Raw genomic sequence first — 17951 nt, 5'->3', positions numbered from 1 at the left:
AGCTTACTTATTTTCTGGATACCAACGGTCGAGTAAGGTCTTAGAACGCTCTAACTCGTTTTTCCACGTATCCCCGCCCACCACGGTCGGCTTTAACATAATAATCAGCTCGGTTTTCTTCTTCTGCTTACTACGGTTTTTAAACAGTTCACCCACCCAAGGGATATCCCCAAGCAACGGTACTTGCGATACCACTTCTGAGTTTTCACTCTTCATCAAACCACCAATGACGACAACATCGCCAGAGGCCGCTCGGATCACAGTATCTGATTCGCGAATTTCACTTTGCGCCAAGGGTAATTTTAAAGGTTGGTCATTGATTACAATGCCTTTTTCCTGTTCTTTGACATCGATCACCGATGGATGAACATGCAGTAATACGTTGCCGTCTTTATCGATTTGCGGAGTTACATCCAGCGCAATCCCCGAGAAAAAGGGAGTTAATTGAACTTGAGGTGTCGTAATAGGCGTAGTGCCAGCCACAGTAGTTGATGAAACATCGGTAACAAAATACTCATCGGTACCGACTTTAATTACCGCTTTTTGGTTATTCGATGCCGTCACCCTTGGGCTGGATAATACATCCACATCACCTTGGGTATCGAGCAGGTTAATCATCCCCGCAAAATCCGCACCCTTGAAACTAATCGTCGTTACTCCACCCAGCGTTGAGCTAATTTGATCACTCAAACCTGGACCAGCAGACGTACCTACTTCTACCTGAGTATTTCCCCCTGCTAACGCTGAGCCAAGCGCTTGCCATTGAATCCCCTGCTGATAACCATCAGACAGAGTCACCTCGAGTATCTTTGCCTCAAGGATCACTTGGCGTTGTAAATGTGTCTCTGCCGAACTTAAAAAAGCACGCACTTGACGTAATTCATTCGGATAGGCACGAATCGTCACTAATCCCGCCTGTGGAGTGACGACCACTTGGCGACCGCCGCCCGTGTCACCCACAATGGCGGTTAAGGTTTCTTTTAACTCGCCCCAAAAATCGGTCTTAGTGTGCGAACGGATAAAGGTGCCATTGCTGCTATCGCTGCTGTTATTGTTGGCATTATTACCGTTGCTCGAATTGTTATTGCCACTAACGTTACCGTTATTCGAGTTATTATTGCCGTTATTGTTATTCGAGTTGCTGTTATCGGAAATTCGACCCGAACTCACCGAGGTTAACGACAGGCCATCGCGTACCATGTATAAGTAATTGACCGGAAAAGTCTCAGTACGCATCCCCGCAGGGAATACTCGCAAAATACGTCCTTCACGGCTGACCTCATAGCCATAAATATCTTCAACCACTTGAATGGCTTCGCTCAATGTCACGCCTTTTAGCGACAATGAAATCGTGCCCTGCACATCGGGATGCACCGCCACACTAAAGGGGGTGCCCTGAACGAGGCTCGGGAAAAACACCCTCGCATCGACATCATGGGCAGAAACATCGATACGACGTTCGGTTTCCATGGGCGCAGCTAAACTGCCCATTAAGGTATTAGTATTCAGTTCACGCTTCACCGCGTCTGGCATAACGGCTGGCGGAGGTGGCGTTGACGGCTTCGCAGCCTGCATCGACGCAGAAAGAGCCTCTTTTGATGCCATAGGCTGCGGTCTATCTGTGGTTTGGCAAGCCATAAGGCAAAGTGAGAGTAGAGGTGTGAAGTATTTAATGGCAGTCATCTGAGTCTTATTCCCTATCTCTCTGTTATTGCTTGAAATAATGCTAATTTCCGTCCATCAGAAAGTGATACTGACGAGGGGGTAATACGCACGACTTTGACCCCTTGGATGCTATCACCTACGGACACAATTTTATTATTAATCACGGCGTAAGCCGTGTTGCCTGAGCTGACAATACTGTTGAGCACTAAGGCTTGATGCTGATTTTGACTCGCAGCGCCTACAGCCGAATAGCCTTTACCGGGCAAAGTAGGGTCCCGTAAGTTTTCAGCCGACACTTGTGCCGAAATCACCAGTAATGCGATGAAAATATAAGGCTTATTGAGCAACACTGATAAAGTCCTTATTAATACTCAAGGTATAAAGCTCGATATCGACTTTCCCTTTGGGGTAATCAGCCACTTTATAGTCGAGGCGTTTCCAGTAAAGTTTGTCGGGCATGGCTTCTACTGCTTCAACAAAACGCAATACCGAGAAATAATCACCTTCTAAGCTCATGCGGATCCCATGGCTATACAAATTCAACTTTTTCTCTTCACCCACCGCAAGCAGTGGTACGGGCGCGATAGAGGTAAACTTCTGTAAGGTAATTCCCTGAACCTGCCCAAGCAGATTACCCAATAGTTCAGGCATATAATCGGCGGGCACCATATCGACCATCTGCTCGTTAAGCTGAGTATCAAGCTGTTGGTTTTGTTGCTGTAGCAAGGTTAAACGCTGGCGATAGTCCTGATTGGGATCTAGTGCTAATCGCTGCTGATATAAATCAATCTGTTGCACCGAAACCTGATTTTCTTGCTCTATGACCTTTAACTGCTGCGCCGTCGAATGCTGTTGTTTCCAAAGCGACTCAATAGGCATATAAGCCAACATAGCGATCAGTGCTAACAGGGCAATGGCGATTAGCCCACGCTCGCGTTGGCTGAGAGCATCAAACTTTTGCGCTAATTGTTCAAATTGGGCTTTCATCGCGCCTGCTCCTCTGGGGTCTCACTCGTCAGCGTGAAAGCCAGCGGTTTATCCTCACCGCGATCCATAGTCATAGACGAAAAAGCCTGCCCTTTTAAGGTCTGGGTCGCTTTTAGCTTACTCACCCAAAGCGGGATACTCTGTGGATGATCAGCAAATCCTTCAAACATAAAGTGCTGCTCGTTAATCACAATATGGTTAAGCCAAACACTCGCATCGGCCACCATAGCCAAATCCTTCAATACAGGTGCAAAACCTCGGCTGGTGAGGGAGGAACGCAGTGCCAGCTCATTCATTAATAATTGCTTTAGCTCGAGCTGCTGTGACTCTAACTCGACGCGCGCAACTAACTCAGGATCGGGTTTACGGGCGGCGATTTGTGCTTCAAACTCCGCCTTTTGCTGGTCAAATTGCTGTTTTTGCGCTGACGCTTGGCTTAGCGCCTGCACAGACTCATTTAATGTCCAATAGCTAAAACCGGCAACTGCACCGCAGACAACTAACAAGCCTACGGTATAACTGATTAATTTAGCGAAGGTTAAGCTCTGCTTTGGCGGCAATAGGGCGGCAGAATATAGGTTGACTCTCGATTTTATCACTCGTCACCTCGTGAAAGCTCACTAAAGGCCAATCCCGCCATTTTCGCGCCAACGGAGGTCTTATTAACCACGTTTACAGCTTGATTAAAGTTGGCTGACACCAACTTCGCTAAGGCATCGACCGCACCGTCGGCAAATAACTCAATGGAGTTAACTGGAGGCTGGCGCAGTTGACTCTCAAAATAATCCATAGATCTTTGAATTTCTAGGCTTAAGTTATCTGCCAATCCATAGTTTAGTTCATCCACTTCAGCCTTATCTAATTGGCTAAAACCGCGTACACGGCGCTGCATATATAACAGCCCCTGTTTTACCACCGTCAGTAACAACTCCTGCCCAGAATGATGGCTAACGACCAATCTTGCCTGATTATCATCGATAAACAGGTTGGTCATCGCGAGTTCTTCGATGCTAATCCCTAAAACAGTCAAACCTTGCTCACTGATGGCTTGAACCATATTGATCAATTTATCTTTATCAACCACGACAACATTGAGTTTATTGCTTGGCAAAGGGGACTCAAAATAATCCAAGTGAATTTGCGGCACAGGAATATTGACCATATCTTTGATAGACCAAATCAAAGCTTGAGATAATTCTTCACTATCGACATTCGGTTTATCGGCGACGAGCAATTGATAGCGACCACTACTAAGAGTGATCTGTAAAGCGGCGTGGGGGAAAGTGCTGGCAAGTTCAGCAAAGACACTTTGCCATTGATCTTGTTGTAATTCAAAAGAAACCCACTGCTCATGCAGACGTTCGGTGGCAGGTGCATAGACCCACAGCTTATCAGCACAGACATACACCCCCAGTGCAACACCCGTCTGTTTGGCTCGCCAAAAGGCCAACCGAGCAAAAAGTCCTTTATCCATAAAAATGCCTGTCTTCCGATAAAGTTAAGCTTGAGTGATAAGCCAGCGAATTGCGCTATTTCTACACCACCAGACGGAGATAAGCTCACAGCATTGAGAATGCGAAATTCGTCATATCCAGCGTCATAATTTTGGCACAGGCTAGTTTATCCGCTAATCTGTGAATTTTATAGAGAAATTCAACAACCCAGCCCTATTCTTCCACGAGGATCACATCACTCGGGGAAAACAATACGACTTATAACACCTCTACTGGATCGCTAAAATACATGCCCTGGGCCATCCCCACCCCGAGGATTTGCAGAGTTTGCCATTCTTCAAACACTTCAACCCCCTCCGCACACACTTGCACTTCAGTACGGTATAAACCACCGATTAAACTACGAATAAACAATTGATTTTCAGGGCGTAAATGAATATGACGTACGATAGAACGGTGCAGTTTAATCATGTCGAAATGGCACTCTCGGATATAGTAAGTGCCAACAACCTGTTGCCCAACATGGTCGACGCACAGACGAGCGCCCATCTTACGGATCATATCGAGTTTAGGCTGAAGCTTGTCTTGATGCTGGATCACTATATCCTCTGACACCTCAAAAATCAGTTGAGGTGTCAGATGGCGATGCTCAAGTAAGGTCGTTTTAAGCCACTGGGTAAAGGCCCGGCTCATCAAACTATCTAAGCTAAGATTCACACTATAGATTTGATCTTTATGCTGCTCTTGGCCGAGCAACCCCAATACACGCTCAATCATCTGCCGTTCAATTTGTGGCATCAAACCACATTTGTTTGCCATGGGGATAAACAACGTCGCCCGCACTAATGTCCCTTGATTATCCCGCGCCCGAGTAAAGATCTCTTTATGGTGCTCTCTCCCATCTAAATCCATAATGGGCTGACTAAAGGGATAAAAACGCCGCTGAACTAAGGCATTCTCTAAGAAGCTGCGCCAACGCACCGAACCTTTGGCAAACTCCTCATCAATCGCGCCCTTATCGTACATAAACCAATTGCTATTACCTTGTAATTGGGCTGCACGTAACGCCATATCGGCCTCATCAAGCAGCTGATTAACATTATCCCCGGCGGTAAAATAAGCACAGCCCAAGTGGTAAAAGTTATCTCTATTGTCCACATCATCGGGCAAGGTTTGACTCAAGCAGACTTTAAGTAACTTACTGGCGAGCTGATCTGCCTCAATCAAAGAGACGTGGGGCACAACTATCGCAAATTGATTATGGTTACGCCGCGCAAAAATACTGTTCGGCAAGGTTTGCAAGATAGAGTTAATACTATTGACCGTCGCATGGAGTAACTCTTTAACAGCAGCTTCACCCTTTGCCTGCTGTATCAAATCGAGATCATCCATTTCTAACAGATAAATCACCCCATGAGCGACCATACCTTGGTCATGGCTCATGGCATCGAGACGGTTATTTAAAAACAGCCGATTACCAATACGGGTTTGCGCATCTAAAAAGGTATTGGAGCGAATAAACTTATCGAAACGACCTCGTTCCTTATGGGCATCCTGCAATTCCTCAAGCAGTTTGGTTAAGGCTCTATTGATTAGCCTTGGCTTACCATTACCAGGGGTTGCCAGCGCTTGTTCATGTTTACCTTGTAAAATTAATCGACTGCGCTGAGCAAGTTCCTCAATACCATCCAACTGCTGCGAAAACCATATATGTCCGAAACGAACCAAAGCAATCACAGCTAGCAAACCAATGCCCAAGATAAGCAACTCATACCAACTCACACTGTAATGTTCGAAAGGTTGTGGCAAGCTCAGAGCCATTGTGAGACCCGATTGAGGATCGAGCAAATGGGTATACACCATGGCATTTTGCGTCTGCACATTGCCGTGATAGGCGAAAAGCACTTCGCTCTTCATGGTTAAACGAAATTCAACGGCGTTATACGCCAGCAACATGGGAGGCAGCCAAGACTCCAACTCCCAATCGGGCTGGGAGTGATAATGCTCTATTAGAAGGGATTCAAGTTCAGACACTTTCTGCTGCTGAAACTTATAGGTTAATTGTACAAAACTCATCATTGCGCTGAGTAAAAACACGAAGGCAATAGCGGCTAAAGACATTAACCAGAAGCTGGTTAGTTTTGTTGTTAACATTCGAGTGAATTTCATCGAGCCGCTATCCTGCAGGATTATTATAATTATTGGTGCACTCTTAACATGAGTTAAACAAATGCTACTCAAGATTATTCAGTAGCATAAGCTAAAAGGCAACCTAGGATTTATTTTCAAAGACATTGAAAATCGCGCCAATAGCAGAGATTTCAGCCAACGTTAAAACAAAAAAGAGGCTAATTAGCCTCTTCTTCTATTAATTCTGTTGTCGCTTAATCCGCATATTGGGGCAAAGTCGTTATTGCAGCAACACCCGAATCAATGGCCGCTTGCGCCACGGCGCGGGCCACGCGCGGCAATAAACGTGGATCCATCGGTTTTGGTAACACATATTCAGGACCAAAACTTAATGAACTTACCTTTGGATAAGCCTTAAGTACACTTGCTGGGACTTCTTCTTTCGCTAATCCGGCAATGGCATGCACAGCCGCAATCTTCATCTCATCGTTAATGCACGATGCACGCACATCTAATGCACCGCGGAAAATAAATGGGAAACACAGTACGTTGTTCACTTGGTTTGGATAATCGCTGCGACCAGTGCCCATAATTAAATCGCTGCGCGTCGCGTGGGCAAGTTCAGGTTTTATTTCAGGGTCTGGGTTTGAGCAGGCAAAAATCACTGGCTTATCCGCCATCATGGCCACTTCTTCAGCACCAATCACATTTGGGCCGGATAGCCCTAAGAAAACATCAGCGCCTTTAATCACATCTTGCAAGGTACGCTTGTCAGTCTCATTCGCAAACAAGGCTTTGTATTCATTCAGATCAGTACGACCCGCATGGATCACGCCTTTGGTGTCAAGCATGTAAATGTTGGCGCGGTTAGCACCACACTTCACTAACATGGTCATACAGGCAATGGCAGCCGCACCAGCACCCATACACACAAAAGTGGCATCGCTAATCAGTTTACCTTGAATGTCTAAAGCGTTAATCATGCCAGCTGCGGTAACAATGGCTGTGCCATGCTGGTCATCGTGAAACACAGGCACATTACAACGCTCAATCAATTCGCGCTCGATAACAAAGCACTCAGGCGCTTTAATATCTTCAAGGTTAATCCCACCAAAGGTGCCAGCAATAGCCGCAACTGTATTAATAAACTCTTCAGCAGTGTTATGCGTTACTTCAATATCGGTCGAGTCGATATTAGCAAAGTGTTTGAATAATAGTGCCTTACCTTCCATAACTGGCTTTGAAGCCAATGGACCTAAGTTGCCTAGGCCCAGAATCGCCGTACCGTTAGAAATAACGGCAACAGTGTTACCTTTGTTGGTATAACGATAGGCATTTTCAGGATTAGCGGCAATTTCACGTACTGGTTCAGCCACACCAGGGCTATAGGCTAGCGCGAGGTCATGGCTCGTTTCAGCAGGTTTAGTGAGGCATACTGCAGTTTTACCGGGAACGGGGAATTCATGATAATCGAGTGCTTGTTGACGAATATCTGACATTTTAACATCCTGAAATGCGACATTTATAAGTATGGAAGTAAGGCCGACCGACTCAAGATCACCTCATTTATGGGTGATTTAAACAGTGTGGCAGGTCGGGGTAAGATACGCCAATTAGGTCACATTTTAAATAAGATCTTGAGAAATTTCGCCTTTACGGCTGAATTGTCGCCCTAAGCTAAGTTTTACAAACTTATCTTAGTCGATAACGGATGATTACCTGTTTAATTTTGTAGAAAACAAACGAAAATATGCAATAAAACAAGGGTAAAACTTTAGTCAAACCTAAAAAATGTTGACTAAATTACAATAAAGACACTAACTAGCATTATCTTATCGTTAATTACTATAAATAAGTCGATTTTGCGCAATTTCAACAGGAAGAAAGTGATAGTGGTGTTTTTTTAATTGAAGTCGTACCAGAAAGGCTAAAAAGTAGCGATTACGTGCCAGCTAACGACAAAAAGCAAAAAGGCGCCAGAGGCGCCTTCGAGAGAAATATTGCTAACGCAATTATTTCTTGCCAAGCATACCAAAACGCTTGTTGAACTTGTCGATACGACCGCCTGTATCAACAATTTTTTGTGTACCTGTGTAGAATGGGTGACATGCACCACAAACGTCTAAATGCAGGTCTTTACCAGCAGTAGAGTTTACTTTGATTACGTTGCCACAAGTACAGTTTGCAGTGATTACTGCATATTCTGGGTGGATACCTGGTTTCATTGGGGTTACCTCAAAAGTAAGGCCATGTCGCTCTTCCAACCCGAAGTCGGACACCACATGCAGTTAATAACGGATATGTTAGGGCGCAGGATATTACAGTATCACCTAAGCGGATACAAGTAGATTATCTGAGCATTTTAATGATAATCCACTTGTTTACTGCCCATTTGTCTCTGCTTTTATTGGCCAGCTTCCCTATCTTCGAAACTCGCCTTAGCGGCCTGTGCATTGGGATAACGCGCGAGTATCTCAGCCGATGGACAAGTTAAAGTGGCGTCTTTCTTTAAGGCATTGATACGATTTTTAGCAAATGCTTTAGGATTAGCGTCATGAATCGCCAACATCGCACCATAAACACTGACTTGCCACTCAAAGGCATAGCGATTGGCAATCCGCCATAGGGTCTCGTTGTGATAATCCAACATACACTCACCCGAGCTTGTTGCATTGGCATTTGTCGAGCTAGCAATCTTAGTCACTTCGGCTGTCTTAGCTTCAGACACATCAATCCCATTTATACTCTTATCAGCTTTTGCCATATCTGCGTTTGCAGATGAGACTTGGGCAGCAGATGGTTCGGTCGATGGCTTAGCTATAGAAGGTTCTGTAGACAAACTCGAAGCTGAGGATGCTTTCGCGTCAGGCTTATCCTCTGGGAAGGTAAATCCAGAAGCGCGGGGCGCAGCAACGTTTGCCGTCACAGCCGCCACAATAACGGGCGCAACATCTGCTTCAGCGGTGACTAAATTCACCTCTTGCACAACCTTAGTTGATTTAACTGTGGTTTTGTCACTTTTAGCAGAGCTTGCCGCCAACTGACTAGTTTCGGCTTTGGCTGCTTTGCTTGATTTAACAACCGCGGTTTTTGCTTGCGATACTGAAGACGTCGCAGAGGAAGTATTATCAAACAGCGGCAGATTTTTCACTTCATACCAGCGATCGACTCGATATTCACGAACTAACAAGCGAGCTTTGGGATCCGTGACATCCTCAACCCCCGTCAGCAATACCAAGAAACGGTTGAGCTGCTCAACCATTAGTTTCTCTTCACCAGTTGATTGATGCAGCGCAAATTCAAGCCGTGTCATATCCTGACTATCACTGATCACATTCACCCGCATTTTGGGATAAGCACCCAATTCAAACATCCGACTGTTGATGCTGACATGGGAAACCTGTGCCTGCACAGCACTACACACTAAGGCAAAGAGTCCTAATGATTTCGCTATTTTAGTCATTTACTTACTCTCAACTATCCTTGGATAAACTGTCATTAGGACTAGCCCTTGCTAGCCGCGCTGAGTACACTAAACCTCATTTCCCTTTTAGACTCGCCCAGCATATGTCACTGTTTGTTGAAGTTGCGTTACCTGTGCCTATGCGGCAAAACTTTACTTATCGCGTAAAGACAAACGAGCAAAGCGATGATAGCCCCCAAGCCAAGCCACAAATTGGCGTTCGGGTCAAAGTCCCCTTTGGACGCCAACAACTTATTGGGCTCGTTACCGCGATTACCGATAGTTGCGATCTGGCGCCAACGCAACTGAAATCCGTTATAGAGTTTATTGATGACACGCCCTTATTGCCAGAATCGCTCTATAAATTAACCCTATGGGCAGCCCGATACTACTTTTGCAGCCAAGGCCAAATGCTCACCCAAGCCTTACCTGTAGCACTGCGCAAGGGCCTAGATGCCGCGCCACAAAAAATCCAGTACTGGCACATCACAGAGCTAGGCAGCAATATTGCGCCAGAAACCTTAAAACGCGCGCCCGCTCAAAAAAAATTACTCGAACAGCTAAAACAAACCAGTCTCACCCAGGAAGAAGTCATCAGCCTAGCGCTGAACAAGACCGCGCTCAAAACCTTAGAAGATAAAGGCTGGATTGCCCGCCACGAAAAACTCGCCGAGCTCAATCTCGATTGGCGCAGCCAACTCGAGCTCGATGAAACGCCCCACAGGCTAAATAAAGAGCAAGCAATTGCCGTAACGGTATTAACACAGCAACAAGGATATCACTGTACTCTGCTCGAGGGCATTACCGGTTCGGGTAAAACAGAAGTCTATTTAGCCTTGCTCGAACATATCCTTAAACAAGGTAAACAAGCACTTATTCTAGTGCCTGAAATTGGCCTCACGCCGCAAACCATCAATCGCTTTAAACGCCGATTTAAGGTGAATGTTGCCGTGCTGCACTCAGGTTTAACCGACAATCAGCGCCTCGAAGCCTGGCGACAAGCTCGCTGTGGCCAAGCGGCCATCATCATTGGTACTCGCTCCGCATTGTTTACGCCGATGGCATTTCCCGGTGTAATCATCCTCGACGAAGAGCACGACAACAGCTTTAAACAGCAAGAAGGCGTTGGTTATCACGCGCGCGACTTAGCGGTAATGCGCGGGCATTTAGAATCTATTCCGGTGATTTTAGGTTCAGCAACGCCTTCCTTAGAAAGCCTGCAAAATGCGCTCAGTGGTCGTTATCATCATCTGCAACTCGGTGAGCGGGCTGGCAATGCTAAAAAAGTACGCCAAGGTATTATCGATATTAAAAACCTGCCCCTTAAGGCGGGCATGTCGGCACCACTTATCAACGAGATCCGCAGCCATTTAGAGGCCGGCAATCAGGTATTACTATTTTTAAACCGCCGCGGCTTTGCGCCAGCACTGCTCTGCCATGAATGTGGCCACTTACATGAATGCGACCGCTGCGATGCATTTTTTACCGTACATCAATCCCTTGGGGAAATTCGCTGCCACCACTGTGGTAATCAATATGCCATCCCAAGGCAATGCCATAATTGCGGCAGTACCATGTTGATGGGCCAAGGTATTGGTACCGAGCAGCTCGCCGAAGCACTGCAATTGGAGTTTCCAAAATATCCAGTGGTGCGTATCGATCGCGATACCACCCGCCTTAAAGGTTCGCTAGAAAACCATTTAAGTGCGATTCATAAGGGCGAATATAAAATCTTGGTTGGCACCCAAATGCTGGCCAAAGGGCACCACTTCCCTGATGTTACCTTAGTGGGCTTACTGGATGTCGATGGTGCGCTATTTAGCGCCGACTTTAGGGCGCCAGAGCGCTTCGGCCAGCTTTATACCCAAGTGGCGGGCCGCGCTGGGCGGGCCAATAAACCCGGTACAGTGCTTCTGCAAACTCACCAGAGTGATAACCCGATCCTTAGGGATTTACTCCACCGCGGTTATGGCGAATTTGCCCGCAGTCAATTAAAAGAACGGCAAATGGCGCTCTTGCCACCCGCTTGGCATATGGTACTGGTGCGCGCCGAGGCGCATTCTGCCTTAGATGCTGACAATTTTCTTAATGCGTTTGCATCCTTGCTGCCCCAAGATAAAGAGTTTGAGATTATCGGCCCAATGCCCGCGCCACTCGATCGAAAGGCCGGTAAGTTCCGCCGCCAGTTGATGTTTCAAGCCAAACATAGACATAGATTACAGCAGGAGTTCGAGCGTATTTATCCGCTGGTGGAACAACTGCCCGAAGCCAAACGCTGCCGCTGGAGCCTAGATAGGGATCCGCAGGATCTGTTGTGATTCAATAATTTGATAAAAAATCATCGGGAAGATAGCAATTAGTCACCACAAACGGCTAAAATACGCGGTTATTCCCTGTATTCACTCTTAAAGTTAGTAGCTAATTAACCCATGAAATCACATATCCAATCATTACTTGAACAAACTATCGAATCCTTTAAACAACAAGGTATTTTACCTGCGGATTTTGAGGCCCGAATTCAAGTAGATCGAACCAAGGATAAGAGCCATGGCGACTTGGCAACCAACGTAGCCATGATGCTAACCAAGGCAACAGGTAAAAATCCGCGTGAATTAGCACAGCTGATCATCGACAACCTTCCCGCCTCCGCCTATGTGGCAAAAGTTGAAATCGCAGGCCCAGGTTTTATCAACTTCTTCATCGATGACAGCGCACTGGCTAACCAATTACAAGCCGCGATTGGCGATGCGCATTTAGGGATCAAATTACCCGCACCACAAACTATCGTTGTGGATTATTCATCACCCAACCTCGCCAAAGAGATGCACGTAGGTCACCTGCGCTCAACCATCATCGGCGATAGCGTGGTTCGCACCCTCGAGTTTTTAGGCCATAAAGTGATTCGTCAAAACCACGTGGGCGACTGGGGCACCCAATTTGGTATGTTGCTGGCTTACATGGAAGAATTACGTGCGGCCAATGGCGAACAAGCTCAATTAGAGTTATCGGATCTCGAAACCTTCTACCGCGCCGCCAAACTGCGTTTCGACGAATCGGCTGAGTTCGCGACCCGCGCCCGTCAGCTCGTTGTTGCACTGCAATCCGGTGATGAGTACTGCAACAAACTGTGGCGCGAATTTAACGATATTTCACTAAGCCACTGCCACGAAGTGTACGAGCGTTTAGGGGTGAGTTTAACCCGCGCCGACGTGCACGGTGAAAGCGCCTACAACGCCGATTTAGAGCAAGTTGTTAAAGATTTAGATGCCCAAGGTTTATTGACTGAAAGTAACGGCGCCAAAGTGGTCTTCCAAGAGGCCTTCCGCACAAAAGAAGGCGAACCGCTGCCGGTTATCATTCAAAAAGCCGATGGTGGTTACCTGTACGCAACAACCGACTTAGCCGCGATGCGTTACCGCTCAAGCGTACTCAAAGCCGACCGCGTGCTGTACTTTGTTGATTTACGCCAAGCACTGCACTTCCAGCAAGTGTTTAGCCTTGCCAAACTGGCCAAGTTTGTCCGCGAGGATATGTCACTCGAGCACTTAGGCTTTGGTACTATGAATGGCGAAGATGGTCGTCCGTTCAAGACCCGTACTGGTGGCGTGGTGAAATTAGTTGATCTGCTCGACGAAGCCAACAGCCGCGCGCTGGAATTAGTTCGCAGTAAGAATCCAGATATGGATGAAGCGACCTTAGCTGAAATTGCCCGCGTAGTGGGGATCAGCGCAGTCAAATACGCCGATCTGTCGAAAAACCGAACCAGCGATTACATCTTCAGCTTCGAGCAAATGCTGAGCTTTGAAGGCAATACCGCGCCTTACCTGTTATACGCTTACACCCGTGTCGCTGGCATTTTTAAGCGTGCGACCGATGTTGACTTAAGCCAAGCCAAAATCGTACTCGACCACGAAAAAGAGAAAGATCTAGGCAACAAACTGGCGCAGTTTGGTGAAATCCTAAGCCGTGTTATCGACAAAGGCCAACCACATGTGCTCTGCGGTTACCTCTATGAATTAGCAGGGGCTTTCTCTAGTTTCTATGAGGCCTGCCCAGTGCTTGCAGCCGATAACGACGAGCAAAAAAACAGTCGTTTACTGCTGTCACAACTGACGGCGAGCACTCTGCAAAAAGGCCTAAATCTACTAGGTATCGAAACCCTAGAACGGATGTAAGCCATGAGCAATCGTGACTATGCCAACAGAAGACCGCAATCGGGCGCAAAACCGCGCCCGATCCGCGCGACACGCGCAAGGCCTGCGGCTAAAAAGGCCCCGCCTAGCCGTAAACTTCCTATTCCTTTGATCCTGTTTGCCTTTATTGCTGTAGGCAGTTTTGGCTATTTTCTGTGGAGCATTAAAGACACGGCCAAGCAGGAAGCGCCTGTAGAAGTCAAAACAGAAAAAGAAGTGAAGGCAAGAGAACCCGCTGCAACGCTAACGCCAAAGGTGAAAGAGGTTGAGCGCCAAGAAGTCGCCGTCGCCGCTCCGGTAGAGGAACAGCCGGTAGTTGAAGTGCCGAAGAAAGATCCGAATGCCTTGCCGCCAAAACCCAAGGAAGAATGGACCTATCTGGACGAGCTTGAGAATAAACACGTCGAAGTGGATATTCCTGATGTCGTGGCAACGCGTGCTCCACAGCAATATCAATTGCAGTGCGCCTCATTCCGTCAGGAGTCGCAGGCGAACCAGATGAAGGCCGTGATTGCATTCCAAGGATTAGAAGCGCAGGTCAGACAAATTGAGGGCACCTCAGGCACTTGGTACAAAGTCATCCTCGGGCCTTATGAGCGCAAACGTGATGCCGAGCGTAAGCGTCACACCTTGCAAAATGCAGGGATCAATGGCTGCCAACTCTTAGCCATTCCTAAGTAATCCTACTCGGAAAATGAGTCTCTGAATCGCGGCGCGTGAGCCATCACGCGCCGCGATTTTTTATCTTCTTGCCAACTGAAGTCCGCTCCCAACCACCCTCTTTCGCCTCGCTTTAAACATTGAGCTAATACCAATCGTATTAAATATCTGTTCATTCAGCGGGAGTTAAACGGGCTTTAGACAAGGCGAAGGCTTGAAGGCATAGTGGCGCTCTGTCGAAAGCCTTAAACGTAGTATAAAGCACGTTCAACCCCGCCCTTCGGGAGCCTCACAGGCATCTCACTCCCGTGTTACATTGACTTAAAAGGGAATAACCATTTCTTCGTCAATGCGCCTTGGATTGAGATGCCTGTGAGGCTCTGAACTGATTAGATATTTAATGTGATTGGTATAAGTCACAATTTCATTTTATAGAATTTATAACCACCTATTTTTACACAGTAAATTTGTTTATTAAGAAAGATTAATATGGCATTTAATTGACCTAGATCAAACTTAGGCGTATCTCTTAATAAACAGCAAAACCTGTTGTCTACTCTCCAAAAACCAACCTCAGGGTGAAGTATTATGAATGCATTAATCGAGATCGAAGCCTCTGAATTTAGCCAACTGTTCAAAAGTGGTGACGCCTTAAGTATCCGGATGTTTATGGAGCATGTTCACATGCCTTTAGATGTGCAGGATAAGATTTACAACGAAATTTCCGCCTTAGCAGTACTTGAACAAGACACTATCGCGCGGCTTATCGAAACCCATTCCCACTCCGAAATCTCTGAACGTTTGGCCTATTAACGCGCTTAGTCTTAATACAATGTAACGCCAACGGATGGCTTCATTGAATTCCCCCTGTACCGCATTAATTAGATGCATTCGTCCGAAACATTTTCAACCAATCATCCTTGTCAATCCTATGCAAAACCGCAAAAAATAAGGCCAAATATCACTATTTGGCCTTAGGTATATTGGTCTTAAGCTTATGAATATTTAAGCAACTGCATGGTTTAGTGTCTTAAGCTTTCTCTTTTAAGCCTATGCTATTCATCCAGTAATCGAAATCGACCATATTACCGGGCAACACAATACGGCTAGACTTTTGGCTTAACCCATCAAGCTGCTTGAAGTACTGCTCACCGAGTTGCATACGCAGTGCGTTATGGCCACCAGGAGCGGCAATCACTGTTGCTAAACGTTCAATCGATTCCGCCGTGGCACGCGACAGCGTTAAAATCTCCTCCGCTTTACCTTCGGCCTCGTTGATACGACGCTGCATTTCCCCCTCAGAACGGTTAATCGTTTCCGCTTTAATCCCTTCGGAACGATTGATCTTACTCTGCTTATCACCCTCACTCTTTGCCAGTAATGCACGGCGCTCACGCTCGGCATTCACTTGCATTTCCATGGCGTTTTTCACCGTCTCGGGCGGCGTAATGTTTTTAATCTCATAACGATGCACGCGGATCCCCCACATGGCGCCTGCTTGGTCGAGCACTTCCACTACCTTGGCCGAAATCACATCCCTCTCTTCAAAGGTGCGGTCGAGATCTAAGGTGCCGATCACTGAGCGCGTGGTGGTCTGTGCCAGCTGGATAGCCGCATAACGATAGTCGGTGATGCCGTAGCTTGCCTTCACAGGATCGGTAACAGAAATATAAATCACCCCATCGACTTCCACATTCACCTCATCGCTCGAGAAGCACTCCTGTGGCGGCACGTCGATAGTTTCCTCTTTTAAGTCATGGATATAAGCCACTTTATCGACAAATGGGATCAAGGTGTGGAAACCCGCATCTAACGTCGAGTGGTACTTACCTAAACGCTCAACGATATAGGCCGATTTAGTCGGGACTAAGCGAATGGATTGGAACAGCTTAATCACAAATATGGCGAAAATCAGTCCCCAAATAACCATTACTGCGACATCAGTATTCAATGGGATTTCCATTAGCGTGCTCCTTTGCTAGTTGCATTATGGCCAGCCACGGTTTGGGTGACTTGTTCCATTCCTTCGAAGAATCCTTCGAGTTTTGCCATTTCAGCCGGGACGACCGACACTTGCGAATCGTTGAGGATCTTACCAACCTGAGCAATAAACTGCTCTTTTAACAACATATTCATCGCATCGGTACCGCCATTAACCGCTAACGCTTGGGAAATCATTGCCATGCCTTCGGACTTTGCCTTAGCAATAATGGCAATCTCTTGGCCTGTACCCTTAGCTTCGTTGATACGCTTCTGTTTTTGGCCTTCAGAAATGTTAATCGCTTCTTGGCGTTCACCCTCTGACATATTGATCATCGCAGCCTTTTCAGCATTGGCTAGGGTAATTTCAGCGCGTTTACGGCGCTCGGCTTCCATTTGTTTTTCAAGGGTATGGATCACGTGGCGCGATGGCGTGATATTGCGGATCTCATAACGTAAGACTTTGATCCCCCAAGGCTCAGACGCCTTATCAATCTCGCGCACTATGGATTCGTTTAAGCGGTCACGCTCGGAAAAGGTTTCACTCAAAGTGAGCTTACCGATTTCAGAACGCATCGTAGTTTGCGCCAGATTGACGGCAGCTTTACGATAGTTTTCAATACCGTAGCTCGCTAATTTACCGTCCATGACCTTAAGATACACTAAGCCATCGACTTCAAGCTGTGTATTATCCTTGGAGATACAGCTTTGTGGCGGCACGTCGAGCACTTGCTCACGGGTATCGTGGCGATAGGCCACACGGTCGAAAAAGGGAATTAAGAAATGAAATCCCGGTTGGAGTACGGTGCGAAATTTCCCTAAACGCTCAATGACATGCACCTCACGCATTGGCACTATTAGCATGAGCTTATAGAGAATAAACAAGACAAATAAAATGATTAAGGTAAACACAAACATAGACTCATCCTTTAGTTTTGAGACGTTGCCTGATGAACAGGCTCAACCACTAGGGCAATGTTTTCACGGCAGATAATCCTGACCTCAGAGCCCGCAGCAATGACACTACCATCCCCCAATGCGGGCCATTCGCTCCCTTGAAACTCGACTCTTCCTGTCGTTTGTCCTGGGCCTATGGTTTGTTTCACTCGAGCGATTTGATTGTAGATATCAAGTTCTTCATCGGTGTTGTCCACATGGGAATCCCCACCGACCAATTTTTGTGTGACTTGCCGAAAGGCAAGCAATAGGACAATGGCCGACATAAACCACAGTGTGAGACTTTGAACTAAGCCTTCCACTAGGCCAATACCTAAGGCACCTGCGACCACTAAACAGGCCGCGCCAAGAAGCACAACTATACCTCCGGGTATCACCAGTTCCGCTAGCATCAAGATAATCCCGATAATAGACCAGATGACAATCAGATTCGAAAACTCCATATTTCCCCCTGAAATGAGA

Annotated in this window: 16 protein-coding genes; 4 read left to right on the top strand and 12 right to left on the bottom strand. The window is 46.7% G+C overall.

Annotated features, from left to right (window positions below):
• Positions 1–3: 3 nt before the first annotated feature.
• From mshL to JM642_RS02780, 9 genes are all read right to left on the bottom strand, one after another.
• Entirely contained in the window at positions 4–1683 is a 1680-nt protein-coding gene (gene mshL, locus JM642_RS02820; protein WP_203432669.1) for a pilus (MSHA type) biogenesis protein MshL, read from the bottom strand.
• Between the two features lie 14 nt (positions 1684–1697).
• Entirely contained in the window at positions 1698–2015 is a 318-nt protein-coding gene (locus JM642_RS02815; RefSeq protein WP_055648039.1) for an MSHA biogenesis protein MshK, read from the bottom strand.
• On the bottom strand, positions 2002–2652 hold the full coding sequence (locus JM642_RS02810) for an MSHA biogenesis protein MshJ (RefSeq protein WP_203432667.1): 651 nt from the start codon (positions 2650–2652) through the stop codon (positions 2002–2004). Before JM642_RS02810 ends, JM642_RS02815 begins: the two co-directional genes overlap by 14 nt.
• A complete protein-coding gene (locus tag JM642_RS02805) occupies positions 2649–3251 on the bottom strand; it encodes a PilN domain-containing protein (protein ID WP_037422409.1) in 603 nt (200 codons plus the stop codon). Before JM642_RS02805 ends, JM642_RS02810 begins: the two co-directional genes overlap by 4 nt.
• On the bottom strand, positions 3248–4126 hold the full coding sequence (locus JM642_RS02800; protein ID WP_037428193.1) for a hypothetical protein: 879 nt from the start codon (positions 4124–4126) through the stop codon (positions 3248–3250). Before JM642_RS02800 ends, JM642_RS02805 begins: the two co-directional genes overlap by 4 nt.
• A 238-nt stretch (positions 4127–4364) precedes the next feature.
• A complete protein-coding gene (csrD, locus tag JM642_RS02795; RefSeq protein ID WP_203432665.1) occupies positions 4365–6275 on the bottom strand; it encodes an RNase E specificity factor CsrD in 1911 nt (636 codons plus the stop codon).
• Between the two features lie 215 nt (positions 6276–6490).
• On the bottom strand, positions 6491–7735 hold the full coding sequence (locus JM642_RS02790) for a malic enzyme-like NAD(P)-binding protein (RefSeq protein ID WP_069454188.1): 1245 nt from the start codon (positions 7733–7735) through the stop codon (positions 6491–6493).
• A gap of 513 nt (positions 7736–8248) precedes the next feature.
• Positions 8249–8461, bottom strand: coding sequence for a 50S ribosomal protein L31 (gene rpmE / locus JM642_RS02785; protein ID WP_037422397.1), 213 nt, complete (start codon positions 8459–8461; stop codon positions 8249–8251).
• 179 nt (positions 8462–8640) lie between these two features.
• Positions 8641–9699 (bottom strand): FimV/HubP family polar landmark protein, encoded by a 1059-nt coding sequence (locus JM642_RS02780; protein WP_203432663.1) that lies wholly within the window; start codon positions 9697–9699, stop codon positions 8641–8643.
• 104 nt (positions 9700–9803) lie between these two features.
• On the opposite strand from JM642_RS02780, the gene priA reads away from it, so the two are divergent.
• From priA to JM642_RS02760, 4 genes are all read left to right on the top strand, one after another.
• Complete coding sequence (priA, locus tag JM642_RS02775; RefSeq protein ID WP_203433716.1) at positions 9804–12017, top strand: primosomal protein N'; 2214 nt, start codon at positions 9804–9806, stop codon at positions 12015–12017.
• A 111-nt stretch (positions 12018–12128) separates the two neighbouring features.
• The gene (gene argS / locus JM642_RS02770; RefSeq protein WP_069454185.1) at positions 12129–13874 is read left to right on the top strand and encodes an arginine--tRNA ligase; all 1746 of its coding nucleotides are present in this window, start codon (positions 12129–12131) and stop codon (positions 13872–13874) included.
• A 3-nt stretch (positions 13875–13877) separates the two neighbouring features.
• Positions 13878–14573, top strand: coding sequence for an SPOR domain-containing protein (locus JM642_RS02765; protein ID WP_144376308.1), 696 nt, complete (start codon positions 13878–13880; stop codon positions 14571–14573).
• 567 nt (positions 14574–15140) lie between these two features.
• Positions 15141–15365: a hypothetical protein gene (locus JM642_RS02760; RefSeq protein ID WP_023266915.1), complete on the top strand. Its 225-nt coding sequence runs from the start codon at positions 15141–15143 to the stop codon at positions 15363–15365.
• A 217-nt stretch (positions 15366–15582) separates the two neighbouring features.
• Here JM642_RS02760 and JM642_RS02755 read toward each other — a convergent pair whose 3' ends face one another.
• From JM642_RS02755 to JM642_RS02745, 3 genes are read right to left on the bottom strand one after another with little or no spacing between them, the layout of a single operon-like run.
• Positions 15583–16515 carry a stomatin-like protein gene (locus tag JM642_RS02755; protein ID WP_037422379.1) on the bottom strand — a complete coding sequence of 311 codons (933 nt, stop codon included), beginning with the start codon at positions 16513–16515 and terminating at the stop codon, positions 15583–15585.
• Positions 16515–17450, bottom strand: coding sequence for a slipin family protein (locus JM642_RS02750; protein WP_037422376.1), 936 nt, complete (start codon positions 17448–17450; stop codon positions 16515–16517). Before JM642_RS02750 ends, JM642_RS02755 begins: the two co-directional genes overlap by 1 nt.
• Before the next feature lie 11 nt (positions 17451–17461).
• Positions 17462–17932 carry an NfeD family protein gene (locus JM642_RS02745; protein WP_037422373.1) on the bottom strand — a complete coding sequence of 157 codons (471 nt, stop codon included), beginning with the start codon at positions 17930–17932 and terminating at the stop codon, positions 17462–17464.
• Between the last annotated feature and the right edge of the window lie 19 nt (positions 17933–17951).

Origin of the sequence: Shewanella sp. LZH-2 (genome assembly GCF_016859145.1) — a bacterium.
GTDB classification, from domain to species: domain Bacteria; phylum Pseudomonadota; class Gammaproteobacteria; order Enterobacterales; family Shewanellaceae; genus Shewanella; species Shewanella xiamenensis.
The sequence above is the reverse complement of the archived record's forward strand: the minus strand, read 5'-3'. Positions and strand labels throughout refer to the sequence as shown.